Consider the following 18,821-nt stretch of genomic DNA (forward strand, 5'->3'; position numbering starts at 1 on the left):
CGAAGCAGGCACCCGACTGCCGTTACACCGATCTATACGGAGACAAGCATGGACATCGCAACCCGCGTCACCCCCGAATCCTATGGCATGCGCCTGGACCTCAGGACGCAGTACGACAACTTCATCGACGGCAAATGGCAGGCGCCCGCCGACGGCGAATACTTCGACAACGTCACGCCCGTCACCGGCCAGGTGCTGACCCGCAACGCCCGCTCGAAAGAACGCGACATCGAACTGGCGCTGGACGCCGCGCATCGCGCCGCGCCCAAATGGGGTGCGACCCCGGCGGCCGAACGCGCGCAGATCCTGATGCGCATCGCCGACGTGATGGAAGCCAACCTCGAACGCCTGGCCACCGCCGAGACCTGGGACAACGGCAAGCCGATCCGGGAGGCCCGCGCCGCCGACATCCCGCTGGCGATCGACCACTTCCGCTATTTCGCCTCGTGCATCCGCAGCCAGGAAGGCGGGCTGTCCGAGATCGACCACGACACCGTGGCCTATCACTTCAACGAGCCGCTGGGCGTGGTCGGCCAGATCATCCCGTGGAACTTTCCCATCCTGATGGCCGCCTGGAAGCTGGCGCCGGCGCTGGCCGCGGGCAACTGCGTGGTGCTCAAGCCGGCCGAGCAGACGCCGCTGGGCATCCTGCTGCTGATGGAGCTGGTGGGGGACCTGCTGCCGCCGGGCGTGGTCAACGTGGTCACCGGCTTCGGCCTGGAAGCGGGCAAGCCGCTGGCCTCCAGCAAGCGCATCGCCAAGATCGCCTTCACCGGCGAAACCACCACCGGCCGCCTGATCATGCAGTATGCGTCGCAGAACATCATCCCGGTGACGCTGGAGCTGGGCGGCAAGTCGCCCAACATCTTCTTTGCCGACGTGGCCGCGCAGGACGATGACTTCCTGGACAAGGCCATCGAAGGCTTCGTCATGTTCGCGCTCAACCAGGGCGAGGTCTGCACCTGCCCCAGCCGCGCGCTGATCCAGGAATCGCTCTACGACAAGTTCATGGAGCGCGCGCTCAAGCGCGTGGCCGAGATCAAGCAGGGTAACCCGCTCGATGGCGACACCATGCTGGGCGCGCAGGCGTCGACCGAGCAATTGGAGAAGATCCTGTCGTACCTGGACATCGGCAAGCAGGAAGGCGCGGCGGTGCTGGCCGGCGGCGCGCGCGCGCAGCTGCCGGGCGCGCTCGAAGGCGGCTACTACGTGCAGCCCACCGTCTTCAAGGGCCACAACAAGATGCGCGTGTTCCAGGAAGAGATCTTCGGGCCCGTGGTGGCGGTGACCACGTTCAAGGACGCCGATGACGCGCTGGCGCTGGCCAACGACACGCTCTACGGCCTGGGCGCGGGCGTCTGGTCGCGCGATGCCAACACGTGCTATCGCATGGGCCGCGCCATCAAGGCCGGGCGCGTATGGACCAATTGCTATCACGCCTATCCCGCGCATGCGGCCTTCGGCGGCTACAAGCAATCGGGCATCGGCCGCGAGAACCACAAGATGATGCTCAACCACTACCAGCAGACCAAGAACCTGCTGGTGAGCTATTCGCCCAAGAAGCTGGGGTTCTTCTGACCCCCGGGGCGGCGAGGAGCCCATCATGCCAGGACCCACTCCCCGCGTGGTCGCCACCGACGCGGCCCGTGCCTTGATCGAGACCCTGCGAGCCAGGCACGGGCCGCTGATGTTCCACCAGTCCGGCGGCTGCTGCGACGGCAGCTCGCCCATGTGCTATGCGCAGGGCGAGTTCATGGTGGGCGCTTCGGACGTGCTGCTGGGCGATCTGGAGGGTTGCCCGTTCTACATGGGCGAAGACCAGTTCGCCTACTGGGAGCACACCCAGTTGATCATCGACGCGGTGCCCGGACGCGGCGGCGCCTTTTCGCTCGATAGCGCCGAAGGCCAGCGCTTTCTGCTGCGTTCCCGGCTGTACTCGGACGAGGAGTGGGCCAACGTGGCGCCGGTCACGCACGGCTGAGGCCCCCCCCAGGGCGGGCGCGGCGCGTCAGGTGCGCTGCGGCCCGCCGCCCTTGGCGGCCGGCTCTGCGCTGCCGGACTGCTGCTGCCACTGGAACGAAACGCGACGGATGCGCGCGGCGCGGAATTGCGTGAACGAACGGCCACCCGGCATGGGTGCGCCGCGAAGCGGACTGCTGCTGTTTTTCATTGCGGATAAAACGTCGAGGAAAAAAGGAACAAACGTCCGTAAAGCGACGATGCCGCCGCCAGGCGATGGCGGCACGGCAATGGCTCGGACGGTTTCAGCCGTTGGCCGCGGCCCGGACGCCGACGGCCGCGCGGCGGGTCCATTCAAGCGCGTCTTCGAGGCGGTCATTGCCCCAGAACATCTCGCCATCGACAAAGAAGGTGGGCGCGCCGAACAGGCCCAGGTTGCGCGCCTGGTCCACCTGGCGGCGCAACGCCTCCTTGGCGGCCTCGGACTTGCCACGCGCGATCAATGCATCGGCATCGAGCGACAGGCCGGTCAACAGCGTATGCACCACGTCCTCGGCCTGGATGTCCTGGTCATGCTGGAAATTGGCGCGGAACACGGCCAGGCAGAAATCGCGGCACCACGGTTCGTCCTGACCCAGCCGCGCGATGCGGGCGGGCAGCACGCTCATGCGCGGAAACAAACTCGGACGGTGGTAAGGCACGCCGTATTTTTCGGCCAGGCGGGCGATGTCGCGCATCATGTAGGCGCCCTTGCCAGGAAACAGCCGGAAAGGCGTGTCGTGCCAACCCTGGGCCTGGAAGATCGGCCCCAGCAGGAACGGCCGCAGGTCGACCCGCACGTCAGCCTGCCTCGCCAAGGCCTCGATGCGCTCGATCGCCAGGTAGCTGTATGGGCTGGCGAAATCGAACCACATCTCGAGGCGGGGCATGGCAGGCAGGGGCGCATTCATGACAAAAGCTCCAACGACGGGGAAACCCGGGATATCAGGGCGACCTGCGCTTGCGGCAGGCCGCTGAGGACGACGTCGCGATTGCTGGCCACGATGATGGACTCGCCGGCTTGCAGCACGCTGTCATCGCGGCACCGATACTCGGACATCCAGACCGTGCCGGCATGACAGACGATGCGAACCCCCGAGGCGCGCCTGAGCAGCATAGTCGAACCCTGGGCCAAACGGAATGACATTCCCGCAGTGCAACATATTCGGATCATGGCGCAACCCCCCGCCGCGATGGCGGCCATCATGGCGGGCGTCATCGGCTTGCCACCGCTTCACCCGTCGTCTGAGTCATATTGGACGCCGCAGGCGTTATATTGCTCAAGCGACATTTCCGCCGCATACGCATGAGTTTTACGAATGTCATACCCCTTGGCCAAACTCCCTCCGCTTGACCTGGTGCGCGGCTTCGTCGCCGTCGGCCGCCGCATGAGCATCACGTTGGCGGCTCAGGACCTGCACGTGACACAGTCGGCGGTCAGCCGGCAGATCCGGGCGCTGGAGGCCCATCTGGGCGTGCCGCTGCTGGTGCGGGGCTTTCGCAGCGTCTCATTCACCTCCGAGGGCGCGCAACTGTTCCGGATGGCCGACACCTGGCTGAGCCAGCTGGGCGATCTGACCGAACAACTGCGCGCGCCGGAACGCCGCACGCCGGTCACGGTCACCACCACCATCGGCGTGGCGTCGCTGTGGCTGCTGCCGCGGCTGGGGGACTTCCAGGCGGCCTATCCGAATATCGACGTGCGCGTGGCGGCCGACAACCGGGTCATCGACATCGACCGCGAAAGCGTCGACATCGCCATCCGCTACAGCCTGCGCGACACGGTGCCGGACGGCGCTATCTGGCTGTTCGGCGAATCCGTGGTGCCGGTGGCCCATCCCTCGCTCCAGGCGCGCGCCCTGGACGCGCGCGAATTGCAGCGCCACGTACTGCTCGAATTCGACGATCCCACCCGGCCCTGGCTGCAATGGTCGGAATGGCTCAATGCGCGCGGCCTGGGCCGAGTGCGGCCCAAAGGCATGCTGCGCTTCAACCAGTACGACCAGATCGTGCACGCGGCGCTGGCCGGCCACGGCATCGCGCTGGGACGGCTGGCGTTGATCGCGCCGATGCTGGCAGACCGCCGCCTAGTCACGGTGGGGGGCCAACCGGCAGACGCCACCGAACACGCCTACTGGCTGGTGCGCAACGCCCGCCGCAGCACGCCCGATGCCGAGATCGTGACGCGCTGGCTGGTGCAGCAAGCCACGGCCACGGCGCCGCTGCTGACACCGGAATCGGACCGATAAATACCGATATCCGCCCGCGCGCCAACATTGTCGGACTGACAGACCCGGCCTCTCCCTGGGCGGCACGCTACAAGTTCTATACAAACCTTCATAGATTCGCGCCTCCCCTGCGGTAGATTGCGGCCTGCATAGCCCGCATCGATCCGAACTCCCCCTGCGAATGCCCCCCGCGCCCCCCTGTCGGGCGCGGGTCCGTTGCCGCCGTTTTCCGGCGGCTTCCCCGCCTTTTCTCTTCATGGCGCAGATGAAGCTCTTCCGTTCCGCCGACGCCTGGCAAACCTGGTTTCTCAATTTCCAACGTTCCTTTCTGATCCTGCTGGCGCCGTGGCTGGTGTCGGTACTCGCGCAGGGCGCCGGCCGCGCCTACCTGCTGGCCGCGTATGCGCCTCCCGGCGCCTACGCGGCGCTGACGCAGGACATCAACCGCACGCTGCTGGTCGGCCTGCTGTTCGACATCAAGGTCGCGGCGATCGCGTTCGCGGCGCCGCTGCTGGCGGCGCTGGTGCTGGCGGCCCGCCCGGCGATGCAGGCCCGGTGGCTGCGCTGCCTGCCGGGTCTGGGCGCCGTGCTGGCAACCCTGTTCGCCGCCAGCACGGTGGTCAGCGTGTACTACTTCGCCACCTTTTCGCGCTCGATCGACATCTTCGTGTTCGGCCTGATGGACGACGACACCCACGCCATCCTGGTGACGCTGTGGCACGGCTATCCGGTGTTGCGGACCCTGGCGTTGCTGGCGGCGGTGCTGGGCGCCACCTACTGGCTGGCGCGCCGCTGGGGCGCCGGGGTCCTGCGCGCGCGACTGGCACGGCGCGGCCTGGCGCACAGCGCGGCGCGGCTGGCGCTGATCCTCGGCCTCACCGTGCTGGCCTGCCGCGGCTCGCTCGGCACCTTCCCGCTCAACAAGGACGACGCCGGCATCTCGTCGCTGCGCCTGCTCAACGATATTGCGCCCAATGGCATTTCGGCGTTCTTCTGGGCATTGTCCGAGCGCGGCAACGACAAACGCTTCACGCCGGTCAGCGACGATGAGGGCGCGCAACTGTACCAGCGCTTCCTGGGCCGCCCCGGCCATGGCCTGCAGCCCTTCATGGCCAGCACCGGCGCCAATCCGCAGGCCCGCGACCAGCCTCCCCATGTCGTGCTGCAGGTGATGGAGAGCATGGGGCATCACATGGCCATGTACGACCTGCCCGGCCGCGACCTGCTCGGCGCACTGCGGCCGCATTGGCGGCAGGACTGGCGCTTCGACCGCTTCCTGTCCGAAGGCAACGGCACCATCGATTCACTCAGCCGCCTGCTGGTGCGCAGCCCGGTGCCGGCCATCAGCCAATCGTCGGCGGCTCACGCCGACTTTGCAAGCAATGCCTTCACGCCCTTCCTGGCGCGCGGCTACCGGGTGGTGTTCGTCACCTCGGGCGCGGCCACCTGGCGCAACCTGGGGCGCTTTGCCAGCCATCTGGGCGCGCACGAATTCGCCGACCAACTGACCCTGAAACAGCGCTATCCCGAGGCCCGGCCGGGCGCCTGGGGCGTGCCGGACGAATACATGTTCCGCTATATCGCCGAGCGGCTGGCGCGGGCCGACCGCGATGGCGAACGGCTGTTCATCGTCGCCCTGTCCACGACCCACCATCCGCCTTTCCTGGTGCCCGAGGGCGGCCAGCGCGGCGGCCTGGACCTGCGCGATATCAAGCGGCTGCCCTACTACGCCCACTGGTCGGGCCTGGAGGATGCGTTCGACACCTTGCGCTATGCCAATGACCAATTGGGCCGCTTCCTGACCGGCTTGAAAAGCTCGCCCCAGGGCGCCCGCACCATCGTCGCCGTCACTGGCGACCACAATATCCTGGGCGTCGACTATGCCCGGGAGACCGATGCCGCGCTGGCCCACGCGGTGCCCTTCTATCTGTACGTGCCGGCCGCCTATCGCGGGCAGTCGACCTACGATCCCTCGCGGCCGGGCAGCCACAAGGACATCCTGCCGACGCTGTATCACCTGAGCCTGCCGGACACGCCATACTTCCGCAGCGGCTGCGACCTGCTGGCCGCGCGGCCCGATCCGCAATGGTGCTTCGGCTTCAACAACCCGCGCCTGCTGATCACGCGCGATGGCGCCTACCGCAGCGACCGGCAGGGCCGCATCCTGCCATGGGCCGCGCAGACGGGCCTGGCACTGGCCGCCGAGCAGGCGGCAACGCCGGCCCAGGCGGCCGAACAGGCCCGGCTCGACGCCTATGCCCCCTTGCTGCAATGGCAGATCAATTATCAGGTGCAGCACCAGGTGTCATTGCGGCCTGACCGGCCCTGAGACGGCCGGGGCGGCAACGTATGGCGGGCTAGTCGACGCGCACCAGCGCCTCGCCCGCGCGCATCTCGCCGACAACGGCGGCATCGGCGAAGCCCTGCTGGCGGAACAGGTCCAGCACCGCCGGCGCCGCTTCGGGCGCGCAGGCCACCAACAGCCCTCCGGAGGTCTGCGGATCGGTCAGCAGGGCGCGCTCGGTATCGGTGACATCCGCGCCCAGCCGGATCGAGGCGCCGTACGAGGCCCAGTTGCGGCCCGATGCGCCCGTGATCACGCCATCGGCGGCCAAGGCGCGCACGCCCGGCAACCACGGTAGCGCCTCGCGCCGCAAGGTGGCCGTCAGCCCCGCGCCGCGCGCCATCTCCAGCGCATGGCCCAGCAGGCCGAAACCGGTGACGTCGGTGATGGCGTGCACGCCATCCATCGCCGCCAACGCCGCGCCGGGGCGGTTCAGGCGGGTGGTGGTGTCGATCATCACGCGGTAGCCGTCCGCATCCAGCCGGTTCTTCTTCAAGGCCGCCGACAGGATGCCTACCCCCAATCCCTTGCCCAGCACCAGCACATCGCCGGCGCGCGCGTCCGCATTGCGCTTGATGCGGTCCGGATGCACCAGCCCCATCGCCGCCAGGCCGTAGATCGGCTCGACCGAATCGATGCTGTGGCCGCCCGCGACCGGGATGCCGGCATCCCGGCAGACCGACTCGCCGCCGCGCAGGATATCGGCGATGACCGCGTGCGGCAGCACGTTGATCGGCATGCCGACAATCGCCAGCGCCATGATCGGCGTGCCGCCCATGGCGTACACGTCCGACAGCGCGTTGGTGGCGGCGATGCGGCCGAAATCGTAGGGATCGTCGACGATCGGCATGAAGAAGTCGGTGGTCGCGATCAGCGCCTGCTCGTCGTTGAGGCGGTAGACGGCGGCATCGTCGGCGGTTTCGGTACCCACCAGCAGGCCGGGGTAGGCGGTAGCCGGCCCACAGCGCGCCAGCAGCTGCGACAGCACGCCGGGCGCGATCTTGCAGCCGCAGCCGCCGCCATGCGATAACGAAGTCAAGCGCGGCACCGCCGCGGACGCTGCATCCTGGGTCATGTCGGTCTCTCCGTAGGGGATGGGAAAAGGATAGCACCGCGCCCCCAAATAGCCCTATGATGAGCCAAGCAGCAGGCAGCAACGGACGGCCGCCCGCCACCGGGCGCACCGACAGCCAACATTCACCACGCGTGAGGGCTTCATGGACCGCCGACACTTTCTCCGTTTCTCGGGCGCCCTGTGCGCCACCCAAGCGGCCTTGCCCCTGGCCGCGCGCGCCGCGCAGGCGCCTGTGGACGCCGGTTGGCGTACCTTCGAATTGACCACCCTGGTCCGCCTCCAGGACCCCGGCGCCCAGGCCCGCATCTGGATTCCCGTGCCCTATGCCACCGACACCGACTACCAGCGCGGCGTGCAGAGCGCCTGGCTGGTCAGCGGTGGCGGCGAGGCGCAGTTGGTGCAGGCGCCCGGCTACGATGTGCGGATGCTGGCGGTGCAATGGCCCGACGCCCAGGCGCCGCGCGAGGTCAAAGTCACCAGCCGATTCCAGACCCGCAACCGGCGCGTCGACCTGACCCGACCGTCCCCGGGCGCGCCGCGCGAAAGCGCCGCCACCCTGCGTGAATTCCTCAGGCCCACCGCTTTGCTGCCGACCGACGGCATCGTCAAAAGCACCGCCGACCGCATCACCGCAGGCCACCAGGGCGCCCTGGCGCGCGCTCGCGCCCTCTATGACTGGGTGGTCGCCAACACCTGCCGCACCGCCGCCACCCCGGGCTGCGGCACCGGCGACGTGCGCTACATGCTCACCGCCAACGACCTGAACGGCAAATGCGCCGACATCAACGCGCTGTTCGTCGCCCTGGCGCGCGCGGCCGGCATCCCTGCCCGCGATGCCTACGGGCTGCGCGTGGCCAACTCGCAGCTTGGCTTCAAGAGCCTAGGCAAAGCCGGCGACGTGACAAAGGCGCAGCATTGCCGCGCCGAGTTCTACGCCGACGGCTACGGCTGGATCCCGGTCGACCCGGCCGACGTGCGCAAGGTCATGCTGGAAGAACCGCCCGGCGACCTGCCCGCCACCGACGCGCGCGTGCGTGCCGCCCGCGTCATGCTGTTCGGCGCCTGGGAAATGAACTGGGTGGCCTACAACCACGGCCACGACGTCGCCCTGCCCGGCACCGCCCACGGTCCCATCCCGTTCCTGATGTACCCCAACGGCGAAACCGCCGACGGCCGCCTCGACAGCCTCGACCCCGACAGCTTCCGCTACACCCTGAGCGCGCGCCAGCTAGCCACGTGACCCGGCGGCGTCGCCATGGCCAGCCGCCGCCTGCTCCTGCAATCCGCCCTGTCGCTGGCGGCGCTGCCCGCCTGGGCCCGCGCCGCCGCCAGCGACAGCGCCCTGAAGGCTGCCACCGGCCCCGACTGGGCGCCCTGGACCCTGCCCACCCCGCCTCTGGTCCTGCCAGACCTCTCGGGGCGCGAACAGAAACTTGCCGCCTGGCGCGGCAATGTCGTCATCGTCAGCTTCTGGGCCACCTGGTGCGATCCCTGCCGCGACGAAATCCCCCTCATGTCCGCCATGGCCAAACGCCACCGCGAAGAAGGCCTGCGCCTGGTCGCCGTCAACGTTGGCGAAGCCCTGGGAAAGATCACCACCTTTCTGGCCAAATGGCCCATCGCCGGCACCGTCCTGCACGACCGCAACAGCACGACCTCAAGGAAATGGAACGCCGCAGGCCTGCCCGCCAACTATCTGGTCGACCGCAGCGGCAGCATCCGCCACTGGCATCTCGGCGCCCTTGACTGGCAGGCCGAGAACATCAACCGCGTCGTCACCAGGATGTTGCGCGCGGCGCCGCGCTGACGCCAGCGCGATGGCAGAACCGGGGACCGCCCGCGAGAAGGATTGGCGGAAGGCAGCAGGAGTCGAACCTACCTGGGAGCGTCTGACGCCCCCAACCGGGTTTGAAGCCCGGCCGTGCCACCGGACACGGATGCCTTCCGGAAAGACCTGCCTATGATAGCGCCTGTCCGTCAGCCAAGTAGGCGCTATCGGCCCGCAGCACATGCGTGTCCCGCACCCGCCGCGTCAGCCCCGTCCGGTCGAAGAACTCCAGGATCTGGATCGCGCGTTTGCGCCCCAGGCCGGTGGCATCGCGGAAGGCCGCCGCGTTCAACCCATCCGGCTTCGCGGCAAGCTCGACCGCCAGCGCCGCCAGTTGCGTCACCCGTTCGCGGTGATAGAACAGATCCTTCACCACCTGCGCCACGTCCGCGCGCCGCAGCAGTTTGCGCAGCACTTGCCGCACCCGCTCCTCCGGCTCGCCCAACGCGCGCGCCAGGTCGCGCACCCACGGCGGATCGTAGGCCCCGGCCGCCAGCAGCGGCAGCAGGCGTTGCGCCAGTTGCGCCTCGGCCTCGGCCAGCGCCGCGGTGTGGCCCGGCAGATGCAGCCACGGCCCATTGCGCAGCACCCGGCCCTGCTGCCGCAGATCGTCCAACAGCCCCTGCCACAGCGCCTCGGGCGCCGCCGGCAAAGCCATGCGGCGCAGGCGTGAGCCGTCCGGCCCCGGCTCGTCCGGCGCCCCCTGGTGGAATGTCGCCAGCGCCTGCTCCACCCGCGCCCGCAGCGCTTCCCAGTGCGTGGCCAGGATCAGCGTGCGCGTGCCCTGCGGCGTGCGCGGCTCGATCCAGACCGCGCCATCCGGCGCCGGCAGTTCACGCACCGGCTTGCCGGTCAGGCGTTGCAGCGCCGTTTCGTCCAGGCCCAGCGCGGCCTGCGCCAGCAGCGGCTGCAACCCGCCCCCTTGCAGCATGTCCGCCACGCCTTGCAGCCATTGCAGCCGCGCCGGCGCGCGGCGCTTGCGGTCCGGCGCATTCGGATCGAGCACCCGGCCGCCGCCCACGGTGCGCGTGGCCTGCGCGTTGCGCACGATGTAGCGGTCGCCCGGCATCGCGCACACCGGCGCATCGAAAACCAGCTGCACCCAGCCCGATTGCCCCGGCGCCAGCGCATCGGCCGACAGCGGCACCACGTGCGCCATGTGCCGCGCCGCGCCCAGATGCACATGCAGCGGCGTCCAGGGGCGCAAGGGCGCATCGGCCGAAGACAGCAACGCCAGCGTCACGTCGACATGGCGCGACGGCTGGAAGCAGCGCGCGTCCGCGATCCAGTCGCCGCGCGTGATCGCATCCTTGTCGATGCCCGCCAGGTTGAGCGCGCAACGCTGCCCGGCCGCGCCGGTCTCGCTGGGCTGGTTCTGCGCGTGGATGCCGCGCACTCGCACCCGCGTCCCGGCCGGCATCAGGCGCAGATCGGCGTCTTCGTCGCCGACGCGGGCGCGCCCGCCATGGACGGTGCCGGTCACCACCGTGCCATGGCCGGCCAGCGTAAAGACCCTGTCCACCGCCAGCCGGAACAGGCCCGCGCCGTCGCGCGCGCCAAGCGCCTGCGCGGCCTCGTCCAGATGCTGCTTGAGCCGCGCCACGCCCGCGTCACCGGCGCGGGCCGCGCACACCTCGAACACCGGCGCGTCATGCAGGAACGTGCCGGCCGCCAGCGCCGCGATATCGGCCCGCACCGCCGCCAGCCGGTCCGTGTCGGCGCGGTCGGCCTTGGTCAACGCCACCGCGCCACGCGCCACGCCCAGCAACGCCAGGATCGCCAGATGTTCGCGCGTCTGCGGCATGACGCCGTCGTCGGCGGCCACCACCAGCAGGCCAAAGTCGATGCCGCTGGCGCCCGCAGCCATAGTGTGCACCAGCTTCTCATGGCCTGGCACGTCGATGAAACCCAGCACGTCGCCGTTGGGCAGCGGCGTGTAGGCGTAGCCCAGCTCGATGGAAATGCCGCGCGCCTTCTCTTCCTTCAGGCGATCGGTATCGACGCCCGTCAGCGCCCGCACCAGCGTGGTCTTGCCATGATCGATATGGCCGGCGGTGCCGACGATCATGCCAGCGGCTCCGCCAATTGCGCCGCGAAGGCGTCCTCGTCGCGCGCTTCCAGGCAGCGCAGGTCGAGCCACAGGGCATCGTCGGCGATGCGGCCGATCACCGGCACCGGCAGGTTGCGCAAGCGCGTCTCCAGGCGGTCCAGGTGACGCCCGGGGCGCCCCTTGCCGCGATAGCGCACCGCCAGCCCGTAGCTGGACAGTTGGTCCACCGGCAGCGCGCCGCTGCCGATCTGGCTGAACATCGGCACCGCCTCGACCTCGTAATCCGCGCCCGCCGCGTGCGCCAGCGCGCCGCGCAGGCGCTCGGCCTGCGGCTGGATCTCGCGCTGCGGCCGGGTCAACAGGCGCAGCGTGGTCAGGCGCTGCGCCAGGAATTCGGGCGCGCGGTACAGCTGCAGCACCGGCTCGAGCGCGGCCAGCGTCAGCTTGCCCACGCGCAGGGCGCGCTTGAGCGGGTTCTTCTTGATCTTGCGGATCAGGTCGGCGCGTCCCACCAGCAGGCCGGCCTGCGGGCCGCCCAGCAGCTTGTCGCCGCTGAAGGTCACCAGGTCGGCGCCGGCGGCGATGGTCTCGCGCACGGTGTCCTCGCGCGGCAGGCCGAACTGGGTCAGGTCCACCAGCGTGCCGCTGCCCAGGTCCACCGTGGCGGGCAGGCCGCGCGCATGCGCCAGCGCCGCCACCTCGGCCACGCTGACGCTCTTGGTGAAGCCGGTGACGGCGTAGTTGCTGCAATGCACTTTCATCAGCATCGCGGTGCGCGGGCCAATGGCGTTCTCGTAGTCGGCGGCATGGGTGCGGTTGGTGGTGCCGACCTCGACCAACCTGGCGCCGGCGCGCTTCATGATGTCCGGGATGCGGAAAGCGCCGCCAATCTCGACCAGCTCGCCGCGCGACACCACCGCCTCGCGGCGGTCGGCCAGCGCGTTCAGCATCAGCAGCACGGCGGCCGCGTTGTTGTTGACCACGGTGGCGGCCTCGGCGCCGGTCAGTTCGCACAGCAGGTCGTCGATCAGGTCGTCGCGGTCGCCACGGCCGCCCGTGTCCAGGTCGAATTCCAGATTGGCCGGCGTGGTCAGCGCGCGCAGCACCGAGGCCACCGCCTCGTCAGGCAGCAGGGCGCGCCCGAGGTTGGTGTGCAACACGGTGCCGGTCAGGTTGTAGACGGCGCGCAGGCGCGGCGCACTGGCACGCGCCAACGCGGCATCGACGGCTGCCGCCACGCAGCTTTCGGCCAGTTCCGCGCGCGGCAATTCGCCCGCCACGGCGCGTTGCCGCAACGCATCCAGGTGACGGCGCAAGGCCGCCACCACCTGGGTGCGGCCATGCACATCCAGCGCCGCGGCCACGGCCGGTGCGTTCAGCAACCGGTCGAGCGCGGGAATCTCGGCGGCGGCGGCAAACCCGGTCATGCTCACTCCTCCTCGGCGCCGTGCCATAGCAACGGATTGCCGCTGGCGCGCGAATAGCCGGCTTCGCCCACCAGCACGTCCAACATCAGGCTGGCGAGATCGTCGGCCACCGGCTCGACGTTCAAGTCCTTGTCCTGGTAGAAGATCTTGCGATAGGTGTGGCAATGGTCGCAGGTCTCGGCCTTGATGGCCGGCGTGCGCCCCTCGATGGCCTGGTAGGCGACCGATTCGACGTCCTCGCAATGCGAGCATTTGACGCGCACCATGTGCCATTGCGTTGCGCACAGGCTGCAACACAGGTAGCGGTAGCCTTCGAATTGTCCTCCCACGCGCACCACGCTGGCCACCGGCAAGCTGGCGCAGACCGGGCAAACGCCGAAGGGCGAGGCAACCGGCAATTGCTTTTCGTCGAAACGGCTGGCCAGGTCGGTCCAATAGACCTGCAGCGCGGCCATGACGAAGGGCGCGGCGGCGCCATCGACGCCGCGATGCTGCTCCGACAGCAGCGCCTCGGCCAGGTCCTCCAGCGATTCGGTGTCTTCATCCAGCGCGCGGCGCAACGCCGCGCAAACCTCCAGCGCCTCGGCCGGCACGTCCTGGCCGCCGGCCACGTCGTCGACCAGCCGGCGCAGGATATCGCGCCACAGCGCGGTGCGCGGCCAACCCACCGCCTGCAACGGCGGCATGCCATGGGCCTGCGCCAGCGCAATGCGATCTTCCGATGCCGGCGGCGCGGCGCAGTCGCGCAGCGCCCGCTGTTGCGCGTCCACCAGCCGCGCCATCAGCAGCAGGTAATCGGCCACCGGACTGTCGACAGCCAACTGCCGCAGGCGCGCGGCGCGCGTCGCGAAAACCGACTCGCGCGCGGGCAGCTGGACGCGGGGAATGGTGTTGTGGTCTAGCGCTTCGATTTCGCCACGCGGAAGAATTCGCTGCAATTGCGTCTCCAGATAAACGAACACGGCTGCCGCCCCACAAAGGGGCGACAGCCGTGCGGTGGGATCGGGAAGTGCCAACCCGGCCGGCCCGCCACGCCAGGGACGCGGACGCCAGCCAGGCGGCGCCCGCTTACTTCGTGGTGGACTGCTTGCCGATTTGCTCGCGGAACCAGGCGCGGTGGTGTTTCCACGCCCAGCCCGCGGTCACGTAGCCGCGCAGCATCGCCGTGAGCGAGCCCTTGACCCAGATCGCCGCATAAATATGCACAATGATCGCGCAAATCAGCACCAATGCACAAACGGCATGCAGCACCGAGGCCGCGCGCACGACCCAGATCGGGAAATAGAAGGCGAAGTAATCGCGCCAGATCACGATGCCGCTGGCGAACAGCCCCAGCATGCACAGGATCAGCACGTAGAACAGCAGCTTCTGGCCGGCGTTGTACTTGCCGACCTCGGGCAGCTTGTCCTCGCGGTTCTCGACCACGTCATTGAGCTGGCTCAGCCACTGGCGGTCGGCCTTGGTCATCAGGTTGTGGCGCCACATGTGGCCGGCGAACACCACGAAGCAGAAGAACATCACCAGCCCGATGAACGGGTGCAGGATGCGGGTCCAGGGACCGCCGCCGAACAGGTTGGCGAGCCAGAACATCGACGGGTGGAACAGCGCCAGCCCGGACAACGCCAGCAGGATGAACGTGAGGGCGATGATCCAGTGGTTGGTGCGCTCGCCGGGCGAATAGCGCTTGATCCGGCGGTGATGGCGATCGTCAGTCATGGCGGATCTCCTCTTCGGCACGGCGTTCGTCTTCCTCGTCGACCTCGTTGCGGCCGACGCGGGCGTAATGGAAGAAACCGGCCAGCGCCGTCAGGGCCATGGCGGCCACCCCCAGCGGCTTGGCGATGCCCTTCCACAGCGCCACCATCGGGCTGATCTGCGGGTCCTGCGGCAGTCCGTGGTACAGCCCGGGCTGGTCGGCGTGATGCAGCACGTACATCACATGGGTGCCGCCCACGCCCTGCGGGTCATACAGGCCGGCCTGCTCGAAGCCGCGCGACTTCAGGTCCTCGATGCGCTCGGCGGCGTGTTGCTTCATGTCGTCCTTGGTGCCGAACACGATGGCGCCGGTGGGACAGGCCTTGACGCAGGCCGGCTCCTGGCCGACGGCCACGCGGTCGGAACACAGGGTGCACTTGTACGCCTTGTGGTCCTTCTTGCTGATGCGCGGCACGTTGAACGGGCAGCCGGTGATGCAGTAGCCGCAACCGATGCAGTTCTCTTCGTGGAAATCGACGATGCCGTTGTTGTACTGGATGATGGCGCCCGGGGAGGGGCAGGCCTTCAGGCAGCCCGGGTCCTCGCAGTGCATGCAGCCGTCCTTGCGGATCAGCCACTCCAGGTCGCCTTGCGTGTTCTCGTATTCCGAGAAGCGCATCACGGTCCAGGAATGCTCGGTCAGGTCGGCCGGGTTGTCGTAGACGCCGACGTTGGTGCCGATCTCGTCGCGCAGGTCGTTCCACTCCATGCAGGCGCTCTGGCAGGCCTTGCAGCCGATGCACTTGGAGACGTCGATCAGCTTGGCCACGGACCCGGTGATGGGTTCGCGAATGCCGGGAGGCGGCGTGGTGGTGGCCGAGCGCCGTTTGATGTCGAGGGATTGCATAGACATGTGCGCTCTCCTAGATCTTCTCGACCTGCACCAGGAACGACTTGAATTCCGGTGTCTGGGAATTGCCGTCGCCCACGAATGGCGTCAGGGTGTTGGCCAGGAAGCCGGGCTTCGCGATACCGACAAAGCCCCAGTGGATCGGAATGCCGACGTGGTAGACGGTCTTGCCCTCGATGGTCAGCGGCCGCAGGCGCTTGGTGACCAGCGCCACCGCCTTGATGTAGCCGCGGTTGGACGACACCTTGACGCGCGAGCCGTTGGCGATTCCCAATTCCTTGGCCATGACTTCGCTGATCTCGACGAACTGCTCGGGTTGCAGGATCGCGTTGATGCGGACGTTCTTGGTCCAGTAATGGAAGTGCTCGGTCAGGCGGTAGGTGGTGGCCACGTACGGAAACTTGTCCACCGTGCCCATCGCCGCCAGGTCGTCCTTGAACACGCGCGCCGCCGGGTTGTTAGTGACGCCCTTGGCCTGCGGATACAGCGGGTTGTAGCCCAGCGGCGTCTCGAACGGCTCGTAGTGTTCCGGGAATGGCCCTTCGGCCATGCCGGCGCGCGCGAAGAAGCGCGCCACGCCCTCGGGGTTCATGATGAACGGCCCCATGCCGCCGTCAGGGTTCTCGTCGCCCTTGAAATCGGGAATGTCGGCGCCGACCCAGGCCTTGCCGTTCCAGGAAATCAGGCTGCGGCGCGGGTCGAACGGCTTGCCCGAGACGTCACAGGACGCCCGGTTGTACAGGATGCGGCGGTTGGCCGGCCAGGCCCAGGCCCAGTTCAGGGTCTGGCCGATGCCGGTCGGATCGCTGTTGTCGCGGCGCGCCATCAGGTTGCCGCCCGGCCCCCAGGCGCCGGCGAAGATCCAGCAGCCGCTGGCGGTGGAACCGTCGTCGCGCAGCTCGGCGAAACCGGCCAATTGCTCGCCGCCCTTGCGCGTGATCCTGGCGGGGTCCTTGGGATCGGCCAGGTCGACCAGGGCCTTGCCGGAATATTCCTTGGCCAGTTCCTCCGGGGTCGGGCTTTGCGGGTTGGAATACGGCCACGACAGGTTGACGATGGGGTCGGGATACTTGCCGCCTTCTTCCTGGTACATCTTGCGCAGGCGCGTGAAGATCTGCGACATGATCTCGATATCGCTCTTGGCCTCGCCCGGCGGCTCGGCGCCCTTCCAGTGCCATTGCAACCAGCGCCCGGAGTTCACCAGCGCGCCATCTTCCTCGGCGAAGCAGGTGGTGGGCAGGCGGAACACCTCGGTCTGGATCTGCTTGGGATCGACGTCGTTGGCCTCGCCGGCGTTGCGCCAGAACTCCGAGGTCTCGGTGGCCAGCGGGTCCATGATCACCAGATACTTCAACTTGGCGAAACCCTGGTTCAGCTTGGCCTTGTTGGGCGCGGCCGCCAGCGGGTTGAAGCCCTGCGCCAGATAGCCGTTCATCTTGCCCTGGTGCATCAGCTCGTAGACCTGCAGCATGTCGTAGAGCTTGTCGAGCTTGGGCAGGTAGTCGAACGCCCAGTTGTTCTCGGCGGTCGCGGCCTTGCCCCACCAGGCCTTCATCAGGCTGACGTGGAACTTGCCGTAGTTCTGCCAGTAGCTGAGCTGGTTGGGCCTGAGCGGCTTGAGCGCGCGCGCGGCGATGTACTGACCGTAGTCCTGCTCGGGCTCGTTGGGCAGGGTCAGGTAGCCGGGCAGCAGATTCGACATCAGGCCCAGGTCTGTCAGGCCCTGGATGTTCGAGTGCCCGCGCAGCGCGTTCATGCCGCCGCCGGCTACGCCGATATTGCCCAGCAGCAGCTGCACCATGGCGCCGGTGCGGATGATCTGCGAGCCGATGGAATGCTGCGTCCAGCCCAGCGCGTACATGACGCTGGTGGCGCGATCGGGGGTGGCGGTGGACGCCAGCATCTCGCATACCTTCAGGAACTTGTCCCGCGGCGTGCCGCAGACCCGCTCGACCATTTCCTCGGTATAGCGCGAGTAGTGCTTCTTCAGCAGCTGGTAGACCGTGCGCGGATGCTGCAGCGTCGGGTCGGTCTTGACATAGCCGTCATCGCCGCGCTCGTAGTCCCAGCTGGCCTTGTCGTAGCTGCGCTTCTCGGCGTTGTAGCCCGAATACAGCCCCGCGTCGAAGGCGAAGTCCTCGCGCACGATAAACGAGAAGTCGGTGTAGTTGCGCACGTACTCGTGCTGGATCTTGTCGTGATCCAACAGGTACTTGATGACGCCACCCAGGAAGATGATGTCGGTGCCGGTACGGATGGGCGCGTAGAAGTCCGCCACGGATGCCGAGCGCGTAAAGCGCGGATCCACGACGATCAGCTTCGCCTTGTTGTGGGCTTTCGCTTCCGTGACCCATTTGAACCCGCACGGGTGGGCCTCGGCGGCATTGCCACCCATGATCAGTACTACGTCCGCGTTCTTGATGTCGACCCAATGGTTCGTCATCGCTCCACGGCCAAACGTCGGGGCAAGACCTGCCACCGTCGGGCCATGTCAGACACGGGCTTGGTTGTCGAACGCCAGCATCCCCATGCTGCGCACGGTCTTGTGCGTGATGTAGCCCACCTCGTTGCTGCTTGCCGAGGCGGCCAGCATGCCGGTGGTCAGCCACCGGTTGACCGTTTTGCCGTCTTCGGTCTTTTCGACGAAGTTGGCGTCACGGTCGGCCTTCATGAGCTTGGTGATGCGGGTCAGGGCCTCGTCCCACGACATCCGCACCCACTTGTCCGAACCGGGTGCCCGGTACTCCGGGTACATCAGGCGGTTGGGGCTGTGGATGAAGTCGATCAGGGCCGCGCCCTTGGGACAGAGCGTGCCGCGGTTGACGGGGTGGTCGGGGTCGCCCTCGATGTGCATGATGCTGGCGCGGGCGTTCTTGGCGCCGTCGCCCAGGCCGTACATCAGCAGACCACAGGCGACCGAACAGTAGGGACAGGTGTTGCGCGTTTCCGTCATGCGCGCAAGCTTGTACTGGCGCACCTCGGCCATGGCCGTGCCGGGGGCTGCCCCCAGCAAGGCCAGGCTCGAGCCGGCCAGCGTAGTACCGGTCACCTTGAAGAACTGGCGGCGGTTCATGTTGACCATGAAGCACTCCTCTCCGGGTGAAATGGGGGAAGCCGAGGGCCGGTCCGGGCAAAGCCCCTACGGATCCCAAGGATATGAAATCAAGTATAGGCTCAGCGCGGAGCGGGCGCCATGCCTGGCGATCCCGCCGCGACGAAATCAGTCGCTGCGAACCGATAAGCCGCCAGAATCAGGGTTCTTCGCG

The 18,821-nt window shown here is 68.1% G+C and carries 16 protein-coding genes and 1 tRNA gene; 6 read left to right on the top strand and 11 right to left on the bottom strand.

All coding sequences use genetic code 11. The features are described from left to right. Positions 1-48: 48 nt before the first annotated feature. A complete protein-coding gene (adh, locus tag K2W61_RS06910) occupies positions 49-1,578 on the top strand; it encodes an aldehyde dehydrogenase (protein ID WP_175133271.1) in 1,530 nt (509 codons plus the stop codon). Between the two features lie 25 nt (positions 1,579-1,603). Further along, on the top strand, positions 1,604-1,981 hold the full coding sequence (locus K2W61_RS06915) for a DUF779 domain-containing protein (protein WP_175133272.1): 378 nt from the start codon (positions 1,604-1,606) through the stop codon (positions 1,979-1,981). A 27-nt stretch (positions 1,982-2,008) separates the two neighbouring features. Here the strand turns inward: K2W61_RS06915 and K2W61_RS06920 are convergent, their stop codons facing one another. From K2W61_RS06920 to K2W61_RS06930, 3 genes are read right to left on the bottom strand one after another with little or no spacing between them, the layout of a single operon-like run. Beyond that, the gene (locus tag K2W61_RS06920) at positions 2,009-2,245 is read right to left on the bottom strand and encodes a hypothetical protein (protein WP_236755295.1); all 237 of its coding nucleotides are present in this window, start codon (positions 2,243-2,245) and stop codon (positions 2,009-2,011) included. A gap of 19 nt (positions 2,246-2,264) precedes the next feature. Further along, positions 2,265-2,909, bottom strand: coding sequence for a 2-hydroxychromene-2-carboxylate isomerase (locus tag K2W61_RS06925; protein ID WP_175133273.1), 645 nt, complete (start codon positions 2,907-2,909; stop codon positions 2,265-2,267). Then, the gene (locus K2W61_RS06930; RefSeq protein WP_175133274.1) at positions 2,906-3,145 is read right to left on the bottom strand and encodes a DUF2917 domain-containing protein; all 240 of its coding nucleotides are present in this window, start codon (positions 3,143-3,145) and stop codon (positions 2,906-2,908) included. The genes K2W61_RS06925 and K2W61_RS06930 overlap by 4 nt, the downstream gene beginning before the upstream one ends. Before the next feature lie 172 nt (positions 3,146-3,317). Between K2W61_RS06930 and K2W61_RS06935 the strand changes: the two genes are divergently transcribed. Beyond that, a complete protein-coding gene (locus K2W61_RS06935) occupies positions 3,318-4,247 on the top strand; it encodes a LysR substrate-binding domain-containing protein (protein WP_175133275.1) in 930 nt (309 codons plus the stop codon). Between the two features lie 244 nt (positions 4,248-4,491). Beyond that, complete coding sequence (locus tag K2W61_RS06940; protein WP_236755296.1) at positions 4,492-6,555, top strand: LTA synthase family protein; 2,064 nt, start codon at positions 4,492-4,494, stop codon at positions 6,553-6,555. Between the two features lie 28 nt (positions 6,556-6,583). Here the strand turns inward: K2W61_RS06940 and selD are convergent, their stop codons facing one another. Continuing rightward, positions 6,584-7,645: a selenide, water dikinase SelD gene (gene selD, locus K2W61_RS06945; protein ID WP_236755297.1), complete on the bottom strand. Its 1,062-nt coding sequence runs from the start codon at positions 7,643-7,645 to the stop codon at positions 6,584-6,586. Positions 7,646-7,787: 142 nt separating this feature from the next. Here selD and K2W61_RS06950 point away from each other — a divergent pair, with 142 nt between their 5' ends. Both K2W61_RS06950 and K2W61_RS06955 read left to right on the top strand, forming a co-directional pair. Then, a complete protein-coding gene (locus K2W61_RS06950; RefSeq protein ID WP_175133278.1) occupies positions 7,788-8,885 on the top strand; it encodes a transglutaminase-like domain-containing protein in 1,098 nt (365 codons plus the stop codon). Between the two features lie 15 nt (positions 8,886-8,900). Continuing rightward, positions 8,901-9,452 carry a TlpA disulfide reductase family protein gene (locus K2W61_RS06955; RefSeq protein ID WP_175133279.1) on the top strand — a complete coding sequence of 184 codons (552 nt, stop codon included), beginning with the start codon at positions 8,901-8,903 and terminating at the stop codon, positions 9,450-9,452. Between the two features lie 43 nt (positions 9,453-9,495). Here the strand turns inward: K2W61_RS06955 and K2W61_RS06960 are convergent. The 7 genes from K2W61_RS06960 to fdnG all read right to left on the bottom strand — a co-directional run bounded on the left by K2W61_RS06960 (position 9,496) and on the right by fdnG (position 18,637). Further along, positions 9,496-9,591 (bottom strand) — tRNA-Sec (locus tag K2W61_RS06960). Positions 9,592-9,603: 12 nt separating this feature from the next. Continuing rightward, on the bottom strand, positions 9,604-11,541 hold the full coding sequence (gene selB / locus K2W61_RS06965) for a selenocysteine-specific translation elongation factor (RefSeq protein WP_175133280.1): 1,938 nt from the start codon (positions 11,539-11,541) through the stop codon (positions 9,604-9,606). Further along, positions 11,538-12,950, bottom strand: a complete 1,413-nt coding sequence (gene selA / locus K2W61_RS06970) for an L-seryl-tRNA(Sec) selenium transferase (protein ID WP_236755299.1) — start codon at positions 12,948-12,950, stop codon at positions 11,538-11,540. Before selA ends, selB begins: the two co-directional genes overlap by 4 nt. A 2-nt stretch (positions 12,951-12,952) precedes the next feature. Next, on the bottom strand, positions 12,953-13,888 hold the full coding sequence (fdhE, locus tag K2W61_RS06975) for a formate dehydrogenase accessory protein FdhE (RefSeq protein WP_175133282.1): 936 nt from the start codon (positions 13,886-13,888) through the stop codon (positions 12,953-12,955). Between the two features lie 130 nt (positions 13,889-14,018). Beyond that, positions 14,019-14,666, bottom strand: a complete 648-nt coding sequence (locus K2W61_RS06980) for a formate dehydrogenase subunit gamma (protein ID WP_175133283.1) — start codon at positions 14,664-14,666, stop codon at positions 14,019-14,021. Continuing rightward, the gene (gene fdxH / locus K2W61_RS06985) at positions 14,659-15,558 is read right to left on the bottom strand and encodes a formate dehydrogenase subunit beta (protein ID WP_175133284.1); all 900 of its coding nucleotides are present in this window, start codon (positions 15,556-15,558) and stop codon (positions 14,659-14,661) included. Before fdxH ends, K2W61_RS06980 begins: the two co-directional genes overlap by 8 nt. A 10-nt stretch (positions 15,559-15,568) precedes the next feature. Then, positions 15,569-18,637: a formate dehydrogenase-N subunit alpha gene (gene fdnG, locus K2W61_RS06990; protein ID WP_175133285.1), complete on the bottom strand. Its 3,069-nt coding sequence runs from the start codon at positions 18,635-18,637 to the stop codon at positions 15,569-15,571. Positions 18,638-18,821 lie beyond the last annotated feature (184 nt).

This window comes from Achromobacter pulmonis (assembly GCF_021733725.1).
Lineage (GTDB): Bacteria > Pseudomonadota > Gammaproteobacteria > Burkholderiales > Burkholderiaceae_B > Achromobacter > Achromobacter pulmonis.